At 68.5% G+C, this 19,183-nt stretch carries 18 protein-coding genes; 11 read left to right on the plus strand and 7 right to left on the minus strand.

Going from position 1 to position 19,183, the window contains the following annotated elements:
• Positions 1 to 77: 77 nt before the first annotated feature.
• From AC1U2B_RS10540 to AC1U2B_RS10565, 6 genes are all read left to right on the plus strand, one after another.
• The gene (locus tag AC1U2B_RS10540; protein WP_480216756.1) at positions 78 to 1,163 is read left to right on the plus strand and encodes an oxygenase MpaB family protein; all 1,086 of its coding nucleotides are present in this window, start codon (positions 78 to 80) and stop codon (positions 1,161 to 1,163) included.
• A gap of 41 nt (positions 1,164 to 1,204) precedes the next feature.
• Positions 1,205 to 2,896, plus strand: a complete 1,692-nt coding sequence (locus AC1U2B_RS10545; protein WP_480216757.1) for an aldehyde dehydrogenase family protein — start codon at positions 1,205 to 1,207, stop codon at positions 2,894 to 2,896.
• An 85-nt stretch (positions 2,897 to 2,981) separates the two neighbouring features.
• Complete coding sequence (locus AC1U2B_RS10550; protein ID WP_480216758.1) at positions 2,982 to 3,647, plus strand: TetR/AcrR family transcriptional regulator; 666 nt, start codon at positions 2,982 to 2,984, stop codon at positions 3,645 to 3,647.
• A 121-nt stretch (positions 3,648 to 3,768) separates the two neighbouring features.
• The gene (locus AC1U2B_RS10555; RefSeq protein ID WP_480216759.1) at positions 3,769 to 4,932 is read left to right on the plus strand and encodes a DUF2306 domain-containing protein; all 1,164 of its coding nucleotides are present in this window, start codon (positions 3,769 to 3,771) and stop codon (positions 4,930 to 4,932) included.
• 27 nt (positions 4,933 to 4,959) lie between these two features.
• A complete protein-coding gene (locus AC1U2B_RS10560; protein ID WP_480216760.1) occupies positions 4,960 to 6,660 on the plus strand; it encodes an aldehyde dehydrogenase family protein in 1,701 nt (566 codons plus the stop codon).
• Between the two features lie 136 nt (positions 6,661 to 6,796).
• Positions 6,797 to 7,708, plus strand: coding sequence for an acyl-ACP desaturase (locus AC1U2B_RS10565; protein ID WP_480216761.1), 912 nt, complete (start codon positions 6,797 to 6,799; stop codon positions 7,706 to 7,708).
• A gap of 10 nt (positions 7,709 to 7,718) precedes the next feature.
• Here AC1U2B_RS10565 and AC1U2B_RS10570 read toward each other — a convergent pair whose 3' ends face one another.
• From AC1U2B_RS10570 to AC1U2B_RS10590, 5 genes are all read right to left on the minus strand, one after another.
• Positions 7,719 to 8,723 (minus strand): beta-ketoacyl-ACP synthase III, encoded by a 1,005-nt coding sequence (locus tag AC1U2B_RS10570; RefSeq protein WP_480216762.1) that lies wholly within the window; start codon positions 8,721 to 8,723, stop codon positions 7,719 to 7,721.
• Positions 8,724 to 8,751: 28 nt separating this feature from the next.
• Entirely contained in the window at positions 8,752 to 9,885 is a 1,134-nt protein-coding gene (locus AC1U2B_RS10575; RefSeq protein ID WP_043984804.1) for an Mrp/NBP35 family ATP-binding protein, read from the minus strand.
• Positions 9,886 to 9,928: 43 nt separating this feature from the next.
• On the minus strand, positions 9,929 to 11,434 hold the full coding sequence (locus tag AC1U2B_RS10580) for a lytic transglycosylase domain-containing protein (RefSeq protein WP_480216763.1): 1,506 nt from the start codon (positions 11,432 to 11,434) through the stop codon (positions 9,929 to 9,931).
• A gap of 70 nt (positions 11,435 to 11,504) precedes the next feature.
• Complete coding sequence (locus AC1U2B_RS10585) at positions 11,505 to 12,137, minus strand: DUF1003 domain-containing protein (RefSeq protein WP_480216764.1); 633 nt, start codon at positions 12,135 to 12,137, stop codon at positions 11,505 to 11,507.
• Positions 12,134 to 13,447: a magnesium transporter MgtE N-terminal domain-containing protein gene (locus tag AC1U2B_RS10590; protein WP_071285416.1), complete on the minus strand. Its 1,314-nt coding sequence runs from the start codon at positions 13,445 to 13,447 to the stop codon at positions 12,134 to 12,136. The genes AC1U2B_RS10585 and AC1U2B_RS10590 overlap by 4 nt, the downstream gene beginning before the upstream one ends.
• 25 nt (positions 13,448 to 13,472) lie before the next feature.
• On the opposite strand from AC1U2B_RS10590, the gene AC1U2B_RS10595 reads away from it, so the two are divergent.
• Complete coding sequence (locus tag AC1U2B_RS10595) at positions 13,473 to 14,438, plus strand: HpcH/HpaI aldolase/citrate lyase family protein (RefSeq protein ID WP_043984806.1); 966 nt, start codon at positions 13,473 to 13,475, stop codon at positions 14,436 to 14,438.
• A gap of 9 nt (positions 14,439 to 14,447) precedes the next feature.
• Here the strand turns inward: AC1U2B_RS10595 and AC1U2B_RS10600 are convergent, their stop codons facing one another.
• Together AC1U2B_RS10600 and AC1U2B_RS10605 are read right to left on the minus strand one after the other, a co-directional pair.
• On the minus strand, positions 14,448 to 14,672 hold the full coding sequence (locus AC1U2B_RS10600) for a DUF4190 domain-containing protein (protein WP_162625244.1): 225 nt from the start codon (positions 14,670 to 14,672) through the stop codon (positions 14,448 to 14,450).
• A 5-nt stretch (positions 14,673 to 14,677) separates the two neighbouring features.
• Entirely contained in the window at positions 14,678 to 15,328 is a 651-nt protein-coding gene (locus tag AC1U2B_RS10605; protein ID WP_480216765.1) for a DUF4190 domain-containing protein, read from the minus strand.
• A gap of 80 nt (positions 15,329 to 15,408) precedes the next feature.
• Here AC1U2B_RS10605 and AC1U2B_RS10610 point away from each other — a divergent pair, with 80 nt between their 5' ends.
• The 4 genes from AC1U2B_RS10610 (at position 15,409) to AC1U2B_RS10625 (ending at position 19,181) form a co-directional block, all read left to right on the plus strand.
• On the plus strand, positions 15,409 to 15,909 hold the full coding sequence (locus AC1U2B_RS10610; protein WP_043395450.1) for a general stress protein: 501 nt from the start codon (positions 15,409 to 15,411) through the stop codon (positions 15,907 to 15,909).
• A 113-nt stretch (positions 15,910 to 16,022) separates the two neighbouring features.
• Positions 16,023 to 17,432 carry an ABC transporter substrate-binding protein gene (locus tag AC1U2B_RS10615; protein WP_480216863.1) on the plus strand — a complete coding sequence of 470 codons (1,410 nt, stop codon included), beginning with the start codon at positions 16,023 to 16,025 and terminating at the stop codon, positions 17,430 to 17,432.
• Complete coding sequence (locus tag AC1U2B_RS10620) at positions 17,429 to 18,343, plus strand: carbohydrate ABC transporter permease (RefSeq protein WP_051954859.1); 915 nt, start codon at positions 17,429 to 17,431, stop codon at positions 18,341 to 18,343. The genes AC1U2B_RS10615 and AC1U2B_RS10620 overlap by 4 nt, the downstream gene beginning before the upstream one ends.
• Before the next feature lies 1 nt (position 18,344).
• Complete coding sequence (locus AC1U2B_RS10625) at positions 18,345 to 19,181, plus strand: carbohydrate ABC transporter permease (protein WP_133764677.1); 837 nt, start codon at positions 18,345 to 18,347, stop codon at positions 19,179 to 19,181.
• Positions 19,182 to 19,183: the final 2 nt, after the last annotated feature.

The raw sequence follows: 19,183 nt of genomic DNA on the forward strand, positions 1-19,183 counted from the left end.
CTATCTAGTGGTACGTGGCGTACCATCTAGCGCGTCGCGCCAGAGGCTGGCGCCTTCCTGTTCAAAGGGGAACGACGATGGATGCCGTGTCCACATTTCGCCGCGTTGCCGGCCTGCCCGTCGCCGATACGAAGCTGACGCCCGCGGTCGACTACGGCTTTTTCGGACCCGACTCCGTGACCTGGCGGGTGTGGAGCTACCCGACGTCATTGCTGCTGGGCTTCGCCCGCGCTGTGACCATCGAGCACCTCGACCCCTTCCTCGCGGCCGCGGTGGACGCCAGCGGCCAGGTGTACGCCCGGACCCGGCTGCGCTACGACCGCACCATGCAGTACTTCGCGCTGGTCGCCTTCGGTGACGCCGAGGCCGTGCTGGACGCCTCCGAGATTCTGGTCAAGATTCACGGCAAGGCCATCGGCACCGAGCCGATCACCGGCAAGCAGTTCGACGCCAACGACCCGTACTCGCAGCTGTGGATCCACCTGACGGCGTGGCACTCGATCCTCTACACCTACGAGATGTTCGGACCGGGCAAGCTGACCGAGGCCGAAGAACTGCAGTACTGGGAAGAGTGCGCGCGCGCCGCCGAATTCCAGACCATCAACCCCGACGACGTGCCGCGCACGCGCGAGGGCATCCAGCAGTACTTCGAGCAGTACCGGCCGCAGATGGCCGGCTCCGAGGTGGCCCAGAACATGATGAACTACCTGGTCGACCTGGGTTATCACATCCTGCCCGAGCGGGTGCCGAGCTGGATGCGCCGCGTGTTCAACTGGCCGATGCGCCGCGCGATCATCGCCACGATGCCGAAGTGGATGCGCACCCTGGGCGGCATCCCGCAGAACTACTCCGATGACGTCATCGCCAAGTTGGTGGCGCGGCCGTTCCTGCGGGCGGTGTCCAGCATCCCGCGCCTGGAACTGGCGATCCTGGACTTCACCACTCCGCACACCACGCCGATCGTCGGTCCGACGCTGATGAAGATTCCGGCGCAGAACCCCGTCACCTACACCCCGGCCGAGGCGCGGGAGAAGTTCGGCCGGACCACGCCGTTCGAGCAGTACCAGGCCCTCGTCGCCAAGCGGGCCGTCGGGCAGGGTCCCAAGCCGTACGAGCACAACCACAGCGACGCGCTGCTGGAATTCGAAGCACACGCCGGCTGATTCCGGCCCATACCGACCGCACCACCGGGAGAATTCAGTACATGACGGACACTGCGTACACAGCCCTGGTGGACCAGGCGCTGAATGACCTCGCCGAGGGCGAGAAGGCTTGGGCGGCAACCCCTCTGGCGCGCCGGCGGGAGATTCTCGACGACGTACAGCAGTTGGCGGTGCAGCACGGCGCCGAGTGGGTCGAGGCCGCGGTCCGGATCAAACAACTGAATCCGGACTCGCCGCTGGTCGGTGAGGAATGGATTTCCGGCCCCTACCCGCTGGCCGCCGGGGCTGCCGCACTGTCGGCGAGTCTGGCCAAGCTGGAAGCCGGCAAGAGCCCCCTGGACGGCGCGGACTTCGGCACCGCCGCGGGCCGCACCACCGTGGATGTATTGCCGCTCAACGTCTTCGACAAGCTGCTGCTGTCCGGGTTCAGTGCGCAGGTGTGGCTGCAGCCGGGCGTCGGCCGGGACGAGGCGCTCCGGACCGCCGGCCTGGCGCAGCGCGATCCGGGCAAAACCAACGGGATCGGCGTCGTCCTCGGCGCCGGCAACATCACGTCGATCGCCCCCCTGGACACCGTCTACGAGCTGATCGCCAACAACCGGGTCGTCGCGCTCAAGCTCAACCCGGTCACCGATCCGATCCTGCCGGTGCTGACCAAGGTGCTGGCGCCGTTCATCGCACTCGGTGCGGTGCGGATCCTCACCGGTGGCGCGGACGTCGGCACCTACCTGGTGCAGCACGACGCGGTGGACCACGTGCACATGACCGGCAGCGCGCTGACGCACGACGCCATCGTCTTCGGCGTCGGGGAAGAGGGCGCCCGGCGCAAGGCCGCGGGCGAGCCGATCCTGCACAAGGACATCACCAGTGAGCTCGGCGGCGTGTCGCCGACCATCGTGGTGCCCGGCAAGTGGAGCCGCGCCGACATCGAATTCCAGGCCAACCACATCGCCACCCAGCGGCTGCACAACAACGGCTACAACTGCGTGGCGTCGCAGGTCGTGGTGCTGTCGTCGAAGTGGGCGCAGCGCGACGAGTTCGTGGCGGCGCTGACCGAGGCCATCGCCGCGGCACCCAAGCGCGCGGCGTACTACCCGGGTTCCGATGCCCGCGTCGCCAGCGCCGAGGCCACGTATCCGAAGGCCCAGCGGATCGGCGATCGCGTGCTGGTGGTGGATCCCGAGGACCGCACCGCGCTGCTCAACACGGAGTACTTCTCGCCGGTGTACGGCGTCATCGACCTGGACAGCGACGGCGTCGAATTCGTCCGTGAGGCCACCCGCCTGGCCAACGAGGACTTCGTCGGCACCCTGGGCGTCAACATCGTCGCGGCGCCCGCCACCATCAAGGCGCTGGGCAAGGCCTTCGACGCCATGATCGAGGCGCTGCACTACGGCACGGTGGCGGTGAACGCCTGGACCGGCGTCGGATACCTGACCCCGCACGCCACCTGGGGCGCGTTCCCCGGGCATACGCTCAGTGACGTGCAGAGCGGAATCGGTGTGGTGCACAACGGATTCCTGCTCGAGAAGCCCGAGCGCACGGTGGTGCGCGGGCCGTTCCGCCCGTCGCCGCGCTCGCTGATCGGCGGCGAGCTGTCGATCTCGCCCAAGCCGCCGTGGTTCGTCAACAACCGCACGGCCGCCTCCACGGGCCGGCTCCTCACCGCCTTTACCGGCAAGCCCAGCTGGGCCAAACTGCCCGCGATCTTCGTCTCTGCGCTGCGGGGCTGATGGATTTCCCCGGGGGTCGTTGATCCGAAAGGCCGGTCTGTGGTCAGCCACGGGCCGGCGTTTCTGTTCTCGCTAGTGTTTTGGTGTGACAAGCAACCACGGCAGTGACGCAGAGGCGGCGGCCCGGGCGCGGGGGGAGCGCCGCCGGATGCGTACCCGGGCGGCGATCCTGGACGCGGCCGAGGTGTTGCTGTCGCAGCATTCGGCCGACGCGATCAAGGTCGACGACGTGGCCGAGGTCGCCGGCATTTCTCCCGCATCGGTGTATGGCCACTTCGGCACCAAAGATGCGCTGGTCACCGCCGCGGTGGAACGGCTCCTGGATATGTCGATGACGACGCTGACCGCGGCGTACGCGCGCGACGGCTCGCCGTTCGAGCAAGTCGTGGAGGCCGGGCGCGCGTACATGCGGCTGCTCGTCGAGCACCCGGCCTTGACTCGCTACCTGTCGGTGAACGCGCTCGCCGGGCCGGGACTGCCGACCGACGGCCTGGTGGCCGAGCGGATGCACCTGCTGCGGTCCATGTTCGAGGAGCGAATCCAGGCCGCGATCGACGCGGGCGAGCTGCAGCCGATAGACAGTCGGCTGATGTCGTTCTTCCTGTTCGGCGCCTGGAACGGGGTCGCTGCCCTCGCGTTGCGTCAAGATCAGGCGCAGCTCACCGCCGACGAGGTCGAGCAGGCGCTACTGCAGGCGATGAGCATTTTCCGGCGGGGAGTCGTGGTGCAGCCGGAGGCCCTCCAGGGGTAGTCACGCCGGTGGCCCGGCAGTCGCGGGCTCGCGCCTATTGCGCAATTTGGAGTCGAACTCTAAATTAGAGGTCAACTCCAAATGACGGTCCCGCATGGCCGTCGAGAAATGGTGGTCGACGATGTCCCCGCAAACTTCATCCCGGGCGCACCTGCCGATGTCCCGGGTGCTGTTCTATGTGATCGCGGCAGTGGCGTTCCTGTACCTGCCGCTGGCGATCAACTACATGTGGCCGGTGTTCTCACCCGGGACGCCCCGGCTGCAGGACGGCATCAATGAGCTGCTCAACGGCCACGCCTACGCCGTCGGCGCGGGCTCGGTGGAAGACGTACGGCATGCCGACTACGCCCGCCATCGCGTGGTGATGGGTATCCACACGACGCTCGGCGCGCTCGCATTGGGTGCGGCGATGTTCCAGTTCTCGACCCGGCTGCGCGCCCGCCGCCCGGCGATCCACCGCTGGACCGGACGCGCCTACCTGGCGCTGATGACCGTCAGCATGTTGTACGCGATCGCCTTCCTGGCCATGACCATGCCGGTCCATCACTTCATCGGCCGCGCCTTCGATCTGCAGCTGTGGGGACTGGCAATCGGCACGCTGGGCAGCGGCTGGCTCGGTTTCGTGGCAATCCTGCGGCGGGACGTCGTCAGTCACCGCGCTTGGATGGGCTACAGCATTGCCTTGATGATGACGGCTCCGCTGCTGCGGGTGCTGTGGATCGGCGTGCAGCCCGTCATCCCTCAGCATGACCTGCTCACCAATCTGGGGGCCGCCTCGATTCTGGGGGGTGTGCTCGCGCCGTTCGGTGCCGCGGTTGCGTTCATGCTGACCAATCGTGGTCGCGGTGGTGGTGCGGGCGCCGCCACCACGGCACCTGGTTACCGAATGTGGTTGGCAGTGGCCATTTTTGGATCGGTGATCTACACCGTGCTGTTCTCGCGACTGCCCGAGTCCGTGCCGGATGCGGTGCTGGCGTACCACCTCGTACCGGTGTGGCTGGCCGCGGCGGTCGCCGTCGCCGGTATCCGCAACGCCCGCGTGGCCGGCGACGGCGTTCGCGAACAGCGCTGGCGCTGGTTGCTTGCCGGGGTGGCCCTGGCGCCGGTCGCCGCTAGCGTGACCGCCTTGCTCGCGGCGCCGGTCTACACCGCCACCGACGCGGTGCTCGCCGGCGGGATGGTCGGTGCGTCGCTGCCGATCACCGCGTCCTTCGCGCTCGTGGTGTGGCAGGCGCGAGTTCGCAGGCGGACTCCTGCCCCCGCCGACCAATTGGCTGTGGCGTGACCCCTTCATTCAAAGGAGAAGTGCCGCATGGCATCTGACTACGCGACACCTACCGCGTCCATCGACCAGGCTCAGGTCGACCGCGACATCGCTGACCTGACGGCCGGTGCGGCCGGCTGGGCCGCGCTCGATCTGCCGGGACGGATTGCGTTGCTCACGCGGACCCGTGTGGCCATCGCGGGCGCCGCCGACGCCTGGACGCGGGCCGCGGTGGCCGCCAAGAGCACGCCCGCCGGACCGTGGGAGGGCGAGGAATGGATGTCCGGGCCTTATGCCGCGCTATCGGGGTTCGCCGCGGTGATCGACAGTCTGGAGAAACTGAGCCAGGGCCGGTCCCCGGCGCACGGCCTCAAGGTGGGCACCGCACCGGGTGGGCGGACGACCTTCACGGTGCTGCCGAGCAATCTGTATGAATTCAACCTGTTCAACGGCTTTCGCGGCGAGCTGTGGCTGTTCCCGGGGGTGTCGGCGCGGCGCGCCGTCGCCGCAGCGGGATTGGGGGCACGCCGGTCCGGCGAAAACGGCGGGGTGGGCCTGGTGCTGGGCGCCGGCAACATCAGCTCCATCGGGCCGCTGGACGTGCTCTACGAATTGATCGCCCACAACCGGGCCAGCGTGCTCAAACTCAACCCGACCTTCAGCACCCTGTCCGACGTGTACGCCGCCGCGTTCGGCCCGCTGATCGACGCGGGCCTGTTGCGAATCATCAACGGGGGACCGGAAATTGGGGCCTATCTGACGGGCCATCCCGGGATCGGGCATGTGCACATCACCGGTGCTCAGCGGACCCACGACCTGATCGTGTGGGGGACCGAGAACGACAAGCCGAGCACCCCCAAGCTGGACAAGCCCATCACCAGTGAGCTGGGCGGCGTCTCGCCGATCATCGTCGTCCCCGGGCGGTGGAGCGCAGCCGATCTCAAGTTCCAGGCCGAGCACGTCGCCACCCAGCGGTTGCACAACGCCGGCCACAACTGCATCGCCGGCCAGGCGTTGATCCTGTCGGCCGACTGGGATCAGAAGGATGAATTCCTCGCCGCGCTTCGTGACGTCCTCACGTCGCTGCCGGCGCGCCCGGCCTGGTATCCGGGCTCCGGCGCAAAGCTCGACGCCGCCACCGACCGCTACCCGGCGGCCGAGCGCATCGGCGATCGGGTCCTCATCGAGGTCACGCCCGACACGGCGCAGGACCTCTTCACCACCGAGTACTTCGCCCCGGTCCTGGGTTACACCAGCCTGCCCGGCACGGGCGCCGAATTCTTCGGCAATGCAGTGGAATTCGCCAACAACTCGCTCTACGGCACCCTCGGCGCCAGCGTCATCGTCGCGCCCGGTGATCGCCGTGCGATGGGCGCCGCGTTCGATGACGCGCTGGCGCAACTGCACTACGGCACCATCGGGGTCAACGTCTGGAGTGCGATCGGATTCCTCGTGCCCGGGCTGAGTTGGGGTGCGTATCCCGGCAACACCCTGGACAACGTCGGCTCCGGCATCGGCATCGTCCACAACGCTCATCTGCTGGACAACGTCGAACGCAGCGTCATCTACGGGCCATTCCGTCCGTTCCCCCGCTCCGTGCTCGGCGGAGAGCTGGCGCTCTCACCCAAGCCCAGCTGGTTCGTCACCAACAAGACCGCGGCGCGGGTGTCCGAGCTGCTGACCAAGTTCAGTGCGCAGCCCAGCTGGGCCAAGCTGCCGGCGATCTTCAACGAGGCCTTCCGCGGGTAGTCCGTCGGCGCTGTTGTGGCGGTGAGGGTTCGTCACCATCTGGTCATCGAACGCTAACCTACGGTACCGTAGGTTACGGTACCGTAGGTTTGTGAAATGTGGACCTGACGCTGACCAACGATGGAGGGATTGACCCATGGATACCCAGACAGCTGTGCTTTATGAACTGGAGCCCGTCGTCGCGCAGAACCTCGACCGGCACCTGAAGACGGCGCGGGAGTGGTTCCCGCACGACTATGTCCCGTGGAGTCGCGGGCGTGATTTCGCATTCCTCGGCGGCGAGGACTGGCAGCCGGAGGACTCACCGCTGGACCCGGTCGCCAAAACGGCGCTGACGGTCAATCTGCTGACCGAGGACAACCTGCCGTCGTATCACCGCGAGATCGCCACCCGGTTCTCCCGCGACGGTGCCTGGGGCACCTGGGTCGGGCAGTGGACGGCCGAGGAGGGGCGCCACAGCATCGCCCTGCGGGACTATCTGGTCGTCACCCGCGGCGTCGATCCCGTCGCTCTGGAACGGCTTCGCATGGAGCACACCGTCGCCGGGTATGACGCGGGAGAGAGGAGCGCGCTGTCGGTGCTGGCCTATGTGTCGTTCCAGGAACTGGCCACCCGCGTCTCGCACCGCAACACCGGCCGGGCGTCGGGTTGCCCGCTGGCCGACCAGCTCTTGGCCCGTATCGCGGCCGACGAAAACCTGCACATGGTCTTCTACCGCAACCTGATGGCCGCGGCGCTGGACATCGCCCCGGACGACGCGATGGTCGCCATCCGCGATGAAGTCATCAATTTCGCGATGCCCGGCCAGGGAATGACCGACTTCACCAAGAACGCACTCACCATCGCCAAGGCCGGCATCTATGACCTGCGCATCCACCACGACGACGTGCTGGTCCCGGTGCTGCGGTTCTGGAACATCTTCGACCGCAACGACTTTGGCCCGGTTGGCGAACAGGCCCGGGAGGAACTGATCGGGTTCCTCGGGCTGCTCGACGAGCGCGCGCGGTTCTACGAGGAGAAGCGCAAACTGGCCACCGTCTCCGGGTGAGCCGCGGGAGTTATCCCGGCAGCCGGATGACCTGGGCGGCGTAGGCCAGACCCGCGCCGTAGCCGAGCAGCAGTGCCACGCTGCCGGGCTTGGCCTCGCCGGTGTCCAGCAGGGTGAACATCGCCAGCGGAATCGAGGCGGCCGAGGTGTTACCGGCGTCCTGAATGTCTTGGGCGATAACGGTTTCGGGCCCCAGCTCCAGCCCCTTGGCGAGCAGCTCGTTGATCCGGCCGTTGGCCTGATGGGGGATGAACACGTCGATGTCGTCCACCGTCAGGCCCGCCGCCGCGATGGCGCGCTTGCCGACGTCGACCATCTGGAAGGCCGCCCAGCGGAAGACGGTCTGGCCCTCCATGCGCAGGAAAGGCCTTGGCCCGGAAGGGTTCTCGGCGTAGTCGATCCAGCTGAGGTCCTGCACGATGGCGCCGGACTGCTCACCGTCGCTACCGGCGACAGTGGGCCCGATGCCTTGCTCGTCGGTCGGTCCCACCACCACCGCGGCGGCGCCGTCGGCGAAGATGAAGGCATTGCCGCGGTCGGTCATGTCGATGGCGTCGGACAGTTTCTCCGAGCCCACCACGAGGATGCGGCCCGCGCTGCCCGATCGGATCATGTCGGCGGCCACGCCCAGCGAGTACCCGAACCCGGCGCAGCCCGCGGCGATGTCGAAAGCCGGAATACCCTGTGCGCCAATCTCGGTCGCGACCTGCGGCCCGCACGGCGGGGTGTTGCGGAAGTTGGTGCTGGTGGCGACGATCACCGCGTCGATGTCGGCGCCGGACAGTCCCGCCGCCGCGCAGGCCCGGCGGCCGGCCTCGCACGCCATGCTGACCGCGGACTCGTCGGGCCCGGCGAACCTACGGTTCTTGATGCCGGTCCTGGAGTAGATCCATTCGTCCGAGGAATCGATGGTTTCACAGATTTCGTCGTTGGTGACGACGCGGCCGGGGCGATAGGCCGCCACGCTCAGCAGGCCGACGTTCTGTGCGCCGCTGCGCGTATGGATATGTGTCACTTGATGATTCCTGTCGGACAGAGGGAGGTCAGCGCCCAGCCGGGTCGAGCCCGAGTGACATGCCGGCCAGGCCGCGCTTGCGGCTGGACAGTTTGTCGGCGATACCGCGCAGCGCGGCGCCTGCGGCGGTGTCAGGGTCGGACAGCACCAGCGGCACCCCCGTGTCGCCGGCCGAGACCAGCCGCGGGTCCAGTGGGACCTGGCCCAACAGCGGAACCTCGGCACCGACTGTGCGCGTGAGGCTTTCGGCGACCTGGGCGCCGCCGCCCTCGCCGAACAGCTGCATGGTGGTGCCGTCGGGCAGGGTCAGTCCGGACATGTTCTCGACCACGCCGACGATGCGCTGACGGGTCTGCACCGCAATGGCGCCGGCGCGCTCGGCGACCTCGGCGGCGGCCATCTGCGGCGTGGTGACGACGAGGATTTCGGCACTGGGGATCAATTGCGCCACCGAGATGGCGATGTCGCCGGTGCCGGGCGGCAGGTCGAGCAGCAGGACGTCGAGGTCGCCCCAGTACACGTCGGCCAGGAACTGCTGCAGCGCCCGGTGCAGCATCGGCCCGCGCCACACCACCGGGGTGTTGCCCTGGGTGAACATCGCGATGGAGATGACCTTCACATCGTGCGAAACCGGCGGCAGGATCATCGAATCCACCTGCGTGGGGCGATCCTGCACACCCATCATCCGGGGCACCGAGTGGCCGTAGATGTCGGCGTCGAGCAGGCCGACCGACAGACCCTTGGCGGCCAGCGCGGCTGCCAGGTTCACCGTCACGCTGGACTTGCCGACGCCGCCCTTGCCGGACGCCACCGCGTACACCCGGGTCAACGAACCCGGCTGGGCGAACGGGATGACGGGTTCCTTGTCGTCGCCGCGCAGCTGCTTGCGCAGTTCGGCGCGCTGCTCGTCGTTCATCACGTCGAGGGTCACCTTGACGGTGCCGGTGCCCGGCACGTCGGTGACGGCCGCGGTGACCCGATCGGTGATCTCGGTCTTCTTGGGGCAGGCCGACGTGGTCAGGTAGATCTCGACGTGGACGGCGCCGTCGGATTCGACGGTCACGTCCTTGACCATGCCGACCTCGGTGATCGGACGGCGCAGTTCAGGGTCGATAACTTTGCCCAGTGCGGCGCGCACGGCGGCATTCAGCTCAGCAGACATCAGCGGCGAGTCTATGCCTGCCGGTCAGCAGACCCGCAGCTGGTCACGGCAGGGATGGGAAGGCGGGCGCCGGGGGACCCATGGCTTCGGCGGGCGGCGGGCCGGCGGGAGCCTGCGGCGCCGGGACCGCTGCCGGTCCGGGGACAGGGCCCGGGGCGGCGCCGACCGGGCCGGCGGCCGGGGTACCCACGCCCACGGCGGTGACCGGAATCGGACCCGCGGGAGCGGGAGCGGGCGCGACGGGCGCCGGCGGCGGTGCCATCGGAGCCGGCGGCAGCAGGAACGGCGGCACGTTGAACGGGTTGGCCGGGGGCGCGTCCAGCGCCGGGGCGTCCGGTGCGGGCACGGCGGCCGGCGCGGGCCCACCGGACAGACAGAACACGGCGCAGTTCTGTTTCGGTTCGGCCGGTCCGGGCAGCGGGCCCGTCCGCCCCATCTGCAGTGCGGGCGTCATCGCCAGTGGGTCGTCGGACGGCAGTCCCATCGCGTTGATCGGCAGGCCCGGCCCGAGCCCCTCGGGGTTGTCGAGGTGCTGGTCGCCGATGGCGGGCGGCGGGCCGACGATCGGCGGCAGGTCGACCGGTGCGATACCGGTGACGTACGCCTTGGCCCAGCCCAGCACGTTCTGGGCGTAGGGCATCGAGTTGTTGTAGCGCAGGATCGCGGTCAGCACCTGGGACGGATCACGCAGGTTCAGCCCGCCGCTGCACAGGTACCGGGCCGCGGCCAGGGACGCGTCATAGACGTTCTGCACGTCGGGCTTGCCGTCGCCGATGGCGTCCGCGGCGTACCGGGCCCAGGTACCGGGCAGGAACTGCATGGGTCCGAGGGCCCGGGCGTAGGTCACGCGGCCGGCCGCGATGCTCTGCACGATGACCTCGTTGCCGGCCAGGGTGCCGTCCAGGACGGGTCCGAGGATCGGGGTGATCGCGGTGCCCCGGGCATCGGTGGCGCCGCTGTTGGCGTGCCCGGACTCGATGCGTCCGATGCCCGCCAGCAGGTTCCAGCTGATGCCGCAGCCCGGCGCGTTGGTCGCCATGATCTTCTCGGCGGTGCGGTAGGCGTTCAGGACGACCGGCGGGATCCGCAGCCCGCCGGGTGCCATCACCAGCGACGCCGGCGGCGGCGACAGGGCAGTGGTCGGGTCCATGTGCAGGGCGCGGGGAATCTGATCGGATGCCACCACCGTCATGCCGGCCCGGTTTCGTGGTCCGGGGGTGGTGGGCGTGACGGCCGCCATCGGCGTGACGCCCGCGGTGGCGCTGTTATGCACCGTCGTTTGCCGAGTCGGCGCCGAACCGCCTACGGCAAGCATCAGAACCAGCGGCGCGACGACCGCGACGCCGGCCAGGGGACGGCGCAGCGCCCGGGCGATCTGTCGGCGACGGCCGGGAACGGCAGCACCGACCGGGTCAGCCTCGTCATCGACCGCGGCGTCGTAGTCGTGAATTTCGTCGTCAACCAGCGCAGAGTCACCGAAAAGTGCGTGGGAGTCAGTAGTAGGCGCAGTGTTGTCCGCGGAGTCTGCGGCGTCGCCCCCGATGTGCACTAAGCCATCCTATGGAAGTGGAATACCGGAGTGACCCCGGTGACCTGTGTTGTGATCCAAGTCACCATACCTACTCTGCGGGCGGTTGGCGTAGCAATGTTTCCGCAGAGTGGAAACTCTCATCCGCGGCAGCGTCGGAGCTGGTCGCCGGGTCGCCGGAAAGGTCGCTTTCCTCGGCCGGCGGACGTGACTTTCCGGTCTTGCGCTTGCCCGACCCGCTCTTGGCGCCGTTCTGCTGAGCAATCAACGTGCGCAACTCATCGAGTTCGCGGCGCAGGTAGTCGCGAGTGGCCACCTCGCCGACGGCCAGCCGCAGCGCGGCCAGTTCCCGGGCCAGGAATTCGGTGTCGGCCTTGGTCTGGGCCGCGCGTCGGCGGTCCTCTTCGAGCGCCACCCGGTCCCGGTTCTCCTGGCGGTTCTGGGCCAGCAGGATCAGCGGCGCGGCGTAGGCGGCCTGCGTCGAGAACGCCAGATTCAGCAGGATGAACGGGTACTCATCCCATTGCAGCCGTACGGCGAAGACGTTCAGACCGATCCACACCACCACGATCACGGTCTGGATGAGCAGAAACTTGCCGGTGCCCAGGAATCGGGCGATCGATTCGCTGAACCGGCCGACGGACTCGACGTCGACCCACGGGGTCAGCCGGATTCGGGACGTGCGCGGGATGTCCAGGCGCTGCCTGGCTGAAGGCTCGCTCACCGCTTGACTCCAGAGATGTTGTCGGTGATGGCCTGGGTCGAGCCCGGCCCGGGTTCATCAGCGCTGCGCCAACCGGACGGCAGCAGATGATCGAGCAGGTCGTCGACGGTGACGGCGCCCAGTAGATGATTTTCGTCGTCGACCACCGGTGCGGACACCAGGTTGTAGGCGGCGAAGTAGCGCGTCACCTCGGCCAGGGAGCTGGTGGGTGACAGCACGGGGAGATCGCTGTCGAGGATGCCGCCGACCTGGGTGGCCGGGGGTTCGCGCAGCAGCCGTTGGGTGTGCACGCAGCCCAGGTATTGGCCGGTCGGTGTCGCGGTCGGCGGCCGGGTCACGAACGTCAGCGTCGCCAGCGCCGGCGTCAGCTCGGGGTCGCGGACGCGCGCGAGCGCCTCGGCGACGGTGGTGTCCGGGGTGAGCACGACGGGCTCGGGTGTCATCAGACCACCGGCGGTGTCAGGGGAGTGCTGCAGCAGGCGGCGCACGGGCTCGGAGTCCTCGGGGTCCATCCGGTCCAGCAGCACGGCGGCGCGGGTGGCGTCGAGCTCGGCGAGCAGGTCGGCGGCGTCGTCGGGATCCATCTCTTCCAGCACGTCTGCGGCACGTTCGGTGCCCAGCTGGTTGAGCAGTTCGGCCTGCTCGGGTTCGGAGAGCTCCTGCAGGATGTCGGCCAGGCGCTCGTCGTCGAGGGCCCTGACGACCTCGTGGCGGCGTTTGGCCGGCAGGTCGCGCAGCGCGTCGGCGACCTCGACGGGACGCTGACCGTCGAACTGCTCCAGCAGTTGGGCCACGCCCTGACCCGGCAGTGCGAGCGCCGACGGTGTCAGTCCGGTGACGTTGTGCCAATCGACCACGTGCACCGTGGTGCGCCGGCCCAGCCGGCGGTGGCGCACCGCGACGCGGGTCACCACCCAATCGCGCGACCGGGCCTGCTCGATGGCCAGGTCCACCACGACGACGTCGACGCCGGCGAGCTGTTGGAGCTCCGGATCCGTGACGCGGACGCGAGTGTCCAGAATCTGCCCGAGCACCAGCGCCTCGCCCGGGCGCTGGGCGAACCGGCGCAGCGAGATGGTCGCCCCCGTGAGGGTCACCGAGTTGTGTTCGATCGAGGTCACCCGCAGGATCGGGACGAAAATTCGGCGGCGCGAGGTCAGCTCCACGACCAGGCCGAGTACCCGCGGCTGCTGGCGGACGATGCCCATGCTCACGACCACGTCACGCACCCGGCCGACCGACTCTCCGTCGGGCCCGAGAACCACCAGTCCAGCGAGTCTGGCCACATAGACCCTGTTGACCGCCACCATGCACCACAGGGTAGAGAGTGGGGTTGTGGAGAACCAGTATCGGCCCCGCCGTACCTGCCTGTCGGTTCCCGGCAGCAGCGACAAGATGATCGCCAAGGCCAAGACGTTGCCCGCCGACCAGGTGTTCCTCGACCTCGAAGACGCGGTGGCGGCCGACGCGAAGGCCGCGGCGCGAACCCGGGTGGCGCAGGCGCTGTGCGAGCCGGGTTGGGCGGGCCAGCTGCGCGGACTTCGGGTCAACGACTGGACCACACCGTGGACGCACGCCGACGTGATCGAGGTGGTCACCGCGGTGGCGCGCGGCGGCGGTGAGTTGGACGTCATCGTGTTGCCGAAGGTCAGCGACGTCTCGCACGTGCAGGCCCTCGATCTGTTGCTGACCCAGCTGGAGCGCGCGCACGGACTACCCGTCGGCCGCATCGGCATCGAGGCCCAGATCGAGGACGCCAAGGGGCTCACCAACGCCGACTCCATCGCCGGCGGGCCGCGGGTGCAGGCGCTGATCTTCGGGCCGGGCGATCTGATGGCCAGCCTGAACATGCGCACCCTGGTCGTCGGGGAGCAGCCCGTCGGCTACGGCGTCGGCGACGCCTATCACCACGTGCTGATGACGATCCTGGTGGCGGCGCGGGCGCACGGCATCAATGCCATCGACGGCCCATATTTCAAGGTGAAGGACACCGAGGCGTTCACGCGCGTTGCCGGGCAGACCGCGGCGCTGGGGTACGACGGGAAGTGGGTGCTGCACCCCGACCAGATCGCCGCCGGAAACCAGATCTTCAGTCCACGCCAGGCCGACTACGACCATGCCGAGCTGATCCTCGAGGCCTATGAATGGCACACCTCGCAGGCCGGCGGCGCCCGCGGCGCCGTGCTGCTCGGCGACGAGATGATCGACGAGGCCAGCCGCAAGATGGCGCTGGTGATCGCGGGCAAGGGACGCGCCGCCGGGATGACGCGCACCGGCGAGCGGTTCACTCCGCCGGCGTGAGCGGGCCGGCTAGGCGCCGCCGAGGACCAGTACGACCAGGAACAGGTTGAGCAGAAACGCCAGGGCGCCGCACACGATGCCGCTCACGGCCAGGACGCTGCCGCGGGTGCCGCTGCCGGGGATGCGCTCGTAGGCGACCACACCGAGCCCGACGCCGATGAGCGCGATGGGGCCGAACACCACGCCGGCCAGTGCGCACACGACCGAGCCGACCGCCAGTCGGTTCACCCGCACGCCGATCACACGTTCGGGTCTTGGTGAATCGCCCAGTCGTAGAACAGCACGAAGCCGAGCAGGCCGATGACGATGGACGCGCCACCGATGGCGATGCCCGAGATGGCCATGGTCCGGCCGCTGGTCCGCGGCCGGCCCTTGCTCTGCATCATGGCCACGATGCCGAGCACGATGCCCAGCAGCGAGACGACCGGACCGATGAAGCACATGAAATAGAGCGGCAGCGCGACCAGCGAGCACACCAGTGACCCGATGGCCATCCCGTCGTTCGACGGCGGTGGCGGGTACGACGAGTACAGCGGGGGCGGCAGGTATCCCGGCGGCAGGTATCCCGGCGGCGGATATCCGGGCGGCGCCATCCCCGGCGGCGGGCCGAACGGCCCGGCGGGCAGGGCACCGTAGAAGCCTGGTGGCGGCGGACCGGGAGGCGCGGGGAACGGACCCGTCGGCGGCTGCGGCTGAGGCGCTGGCGCCGGTGCGGGCGGCCCCTGCTGCCAGGGTGCGGAGGTGGGTCCGGGCTCTTCGAGAGCCGGGTACTCGTACACCGGATAGTCGCTGGTCGCTTCGGCGTCGGTACCGGACGGCGGGCGGACCGGATCGGCCGGGCGCGACGGACCCCAAGAGGGCTGCCCCGACTCCCCGCCCGGACTTGTCATGCCGACCAACCTAGCCTAAGAGATCATGGCATCGTGGTAGCCGAAGTGCGTTCCGCGGCGACTGACAGGAGACCAGGAGCATGACGAATCCGCTGCAACCCGACCGGACCCCGGGCCCGGGTGGACAGCCCGGATTGCCGACTCCGCCGAAGGGCTGGCCCATCGGGTCGTACCCGACCTACGCCGAGGCGCAGCGGGCCGTCGATTACCTGTCAGACCAACAGTTTCCGGTGCAGCACGTGACCATCGTGGGCGTCGACCTGATGCAGGTCGAGCGGGTCACCGGGCGGCTCACCTGGCCGCGCGTGCTGGGCGGCGGCATCCTGACCGGGGCGTGGCTGGGCCTGTTCATCGGGCTGGTGCTGGGGTTTTTCGGCACCAACGCGTGGGGTTCGTTGCTCACCGGCCTGATCGCCGGTGTGTTCTTCGGCTTGATCACCTCGGGCGTGCAGTACGCGATGTCCCGCGGCACAAGGGATTTCAGCTCCACCATGCAGCTGGTCGCGGGACGCTACGACGTCCTGTGCGACCCGGTGTGTGCCGAACAGGGCCGCGACCTGCTGGGGCGCCTGTCGCTGTAGCGGTCGGCGGCCCTGCCGCCTGATCGGCACCTATGGCGGCGATATGTTGCACGGCACACCCGCGGCGCTCTACGGTTTGCGCGCGGGAGGTTCCCGTGAGACAGGAGGCGTCCGTGGTGCGCGCGGGAAAGCTGCGGGCTGCGCTGGCAGCGGGTGCTGCGGCGTGCACGGCCGCCACGTTGGTCTCCGCCTGCGGTTCGGGTGCGGGCGGCACCGTCGTCAGTGTCTACACGTCGGCCAATGAGAAGGCCACATTCTCGGCCCTCGCCAGGCGGTGCAACGCCGAGCTCGGCGGCCGTTTCAGCATCAAGCAGGTCAGTCTGCCCAAGGGCGCCGACGATCAGCGGCTGCAACTGGCGCGCCGGCTGACCGGCAACGACAAGAACCTCGACATCATGGGCCTGGACGTCGTGTGGACCGCCGAGTTCGCCGAGGCCGGCTGGGCCGTGCCGCTTTCCGACGACCCGGCCGGAAAAGCGGAAGCCGACGCCGCCGACGACACCCTGCCCGGACCGCTGAAGACCGCGCAGTGGCAGGGCCGGCTGTTCGCCGCGCCCATCACGACCAACACCCAAATGCTCTGGTACCGGGCCGATCTGATGCCCGAAGCGCCGGCCACCTGGGACGACATGGTGGCGCAGGCGACGCGGCTGCATGCCGCCGGGGGACCCAGCTGGATCGCCGTGCAGGCCAAGCAGTACGAGGGCCTGGTGGTCTGGTTCAACACCTTGCTGACCAGTGCCGGCGGCAGCGTGCTGTCCGACGACGGCAAGACCGTCACCTTGACCGACACCCCTGAGCACCGCGCCGCGACCGTCAAGGCGCTGCAGGTCATCAAGTCGGTGGCCACCGCACCCGGCGCCGACCCGTCGATCACCCAGACCGACGAGGGGACGGCGCGGCTCGCTCTCGAGCAGGGCAAGGCCGCGCTCGAGGTGAACTGGCCGTTCGTGCTGCCGTCGCTGCTGGAGAACGCCGTCAAGGGCGGTGTGCCGTTCCTGCCGCTCGACGAGCGCGCGGAGCTCAAGAGCGCCATCAACGACGTCGGCACCTTCGCGCCCGACGATGCGCAGTTCACCACCGCCTACGACGAGAGCAAGAAGGTGTTCGGCTTCGCGGACTACCCGTCGGTGCAACCCGATGTGCCGGCGAAGGTGACCATCGGTGGGCTGAATCTTGCTGTGAGCAAGACCAGTACGCACAAGGCCGAGGCCTTCGAGGCCATCCGGTGCATGCGCAGCGCGACCAACCAGCAGTTCACGTCGGTGGAGGGCGGGCTGCCCGCGGTCCGCGCGTCGCTGTATGACGACGCCAAGTTCCAGGCCAAGTACCCGCAGTACGCGGTGATCCGTCGTCAGCTCGCCGATGCGGCGGTCCGGCCGGCCACGCCGCAGTATCAGGCGGTGTCGACACGGATTTCGGCGACGCTGGCCCCGATCACCAAGATCGACCCGGAGCGCACCGCCGACAAGCTGGCCTCCGAGGTGCAACAGGCGATCGACGGCAAGGGGCTGATCCCGTGAGCGAGGCTCGCCGAGCGAACAAACTGGCTCCGGGCCGTGTCGACAACCCCGAGCGCCGACTCGCGTATTCACTGATCGCACCCGCCGTGCTGGTGATGCTGGCGGTCGCGGCGTACCCAGTCGCCTACGCGGTGTGGCTGAGCCTGCACCGGGACAACCTGGCGGCGCCGAGCGAAACCCGGTTCGTCGGGCTGGACAACTACGCGACGATCCTCACCGACCACTACTGGTGGACGGCCTTCGTGGTCACCCTCGGCATCACGGTGGTGTCGGTGGCCATCGAGTTCGTGCTCGGCATGGCGCTGGCGGTGGTGATGCACCGGACCATGTTCGGCAGCTCCGTGGTGCGCACCGCCATCCTCATTCCGTACGGCATCGTGACCGTAGCCGCTTCTTACAGTTGGTATTACGCGTGGACGCCGGGCACCGGGTACCTCGCGAACCTGCTGCCCACGGGCACCGCGCCGCTGACCGAACAGTTGCCGTCGCTGGCCATCGTGGTGCTCGCCGAGGTGTGGAAGACCACCCCGTTCATGTCGCTGCTGCTGTTGGCCGGGCTGGTGCTGGTGCCCCAGGACCTGCTCGACGCTGCCCAGATGGACGGCGCGGGCCGCTGGCAGCGGTTCGCCAAAGTGACTCTGCCGCTGATGAAACCGGCGATCCTGGTGGCCCTGCTGTTCCGCACGCTGGACGCGTTCCGCATCTTCGACAACATCTACGTCCTCACGGGCGGCACCAACAACACCGGATCGGTGTCGATCCTGGGTTACGACAACCTGTTCAAGGCGTTCAACATCGGCCTCGGCTCGGCGATCAGCGTTCTGATCTTCGCCACTGTCGCGATCATCGCGTTCATCTACATCAAGATTTTTGGTGCCGCGGCGCCCGGTGCGGAAGCCGAGGTGCGCTGAGATGAGCGATCAGACACGTGGCGGCCGGCTGGCCGGCTGGGGTGTGGTCAACGTTCTGGTGGTGGTCTACGCGCTGCTGCCGGTGCTCTGGATTTTCTCGCTGTCACTCAAGCCGACGTCAACGGTCAAGGACGGCAACCTGATTCCGCGTCAGGTCACGTTCGACAACTACAAGGGCATCTTCACCGGAGGCGGCTTCGGTTCGGCACTGATCAACTCGATCGGCATCGGGTTGATCACCACCGCCATCGCCGTGACGATCGGTGGCATGGCCGCCTATGCCGTGGCCCGCCTGGACTTTCCGGGTAAGCGGCTGCTGGTCGGTCTGGCCTTGTTGATCTCGATGTTCCCCCAAATCTCGCTGGTGACACCGCTGTTCAACATCGAGCGCACCGTCGGGCTGTTCGACACCTGGCCGGGCCTGATCCTGCCGTACATCACCTTCGCGCTGCCGCTGGCGATCTACACCCTGTCGGCGTTCTTCCGGGAAATCCCTTGGGATTTGGAGAAGGCCGCCAAGATGGACGGCGCCACACCGGGGCAGGCCTTCCGGAAGGTGATCGCGCCGCTGGCCGCGCCCGGCATCGTCACCGCGGCGATCCTGGTGTTCATCTTCGCCTGGAACGACCTGCTGCTGGCGTTGTCGTTGACGGCCACGCAGCGGGCCATCACCGCGCCGGTGGCGATCGCGAACTTCACGGGCAGTTCGCAATTCGAGGAACCGACCGGTTCCATCGCCGCCGGGGCCATGGTCATCACGGTGCCCATCATCATCTTTGTTCTGATCTTCCAACGACGGATCGTCGCGGGCCTGACGTCCGGTGCGGTTAAGGGGTAGTT

The organism is Mycolicibacterium sp. P4_G11 (assembly GCF_056555145.1).

What these genes read in the sequence shown, in the direction of transcription:
- AC1U2B_RS10540 (WP_480216756.1), top strand. Translation starts at nt 78, where the DNA reads ATGGATGCCGTGTCCACATTTCGCCGCGTTGCCGGCCTGCCCGTCGCC.
- AC1U2B_RS10545 (WP_480216757.1), top strand. Translation starts at nt 1,205, where the DNA reads ATGACGGACACTGCGTACACAGCCCTGGTGGACCAGGCGCTGAATGAC.
- AC1U2B_RS10555 (WP_480216759.1), top strand. Translation starts at nt 3,769, where the DNA reads ATGTCCCCGCAAACTTCATCCCGGGCGCACCTGCCGATGTCCCGGGTG.
- AC1U2B_RS10560 (WP_480216760.1), top strand. Translation starts at nt 4,960, where the DNA reads ATGGCATCTGACTACGCGACACCTACCGCGTCCATCGACCAGGCTCAG.
- AC1U2B_RS10565 (WP_480216761.1), top strand. Translation starts at nt 6,797, where the DNA reads ATGGATACCCAGACAGCTGTGCTTTATGAACTGGAGCCCGTCGTCGCG.
- AC1U2B_RS10575 (WP_043984804.1), bottom strand. Translation starts at nt 9,885, where the DNA reads ATGTCTGCTGAGCTGAATGCCGCCGTGCGCGCCGCACTGGGCAAAGTT.
- AC1U2B_RS10590 (WP_071285416.1), bottom strand. Translation starts at nt 13,447, where the DNA reads ATGGTGGCGGTCAACAGGGTCTATGTGGCCAGACTCGCTGGACTGGTG.
- AC1U2B_RS10605 (WP_480216765.1), bottom strand. Translation starts at nt 15,328, where the DNA reads ATGACAAGTCCGGGCGGGGAGTCGGGGCAGCCCTCTTGGGGTCCGTCG.
- AC1U2B_RS10610 (WP_043395450.1), top strand. Translation starts at nt 15,409, where the DNA reads ATGACGAATCCGCTGCAACCCGACCGGACCCCGGGCCCGGGTGGACAG.
- AC1U2B_RS10625 (WP_133764677.1), top strand. Translation starts at nt 18,345, where the DNA reads ATGAGCGATCAGACACGTGGCGGCCGGCTGGCCGGCTGGGGTGTGGTC.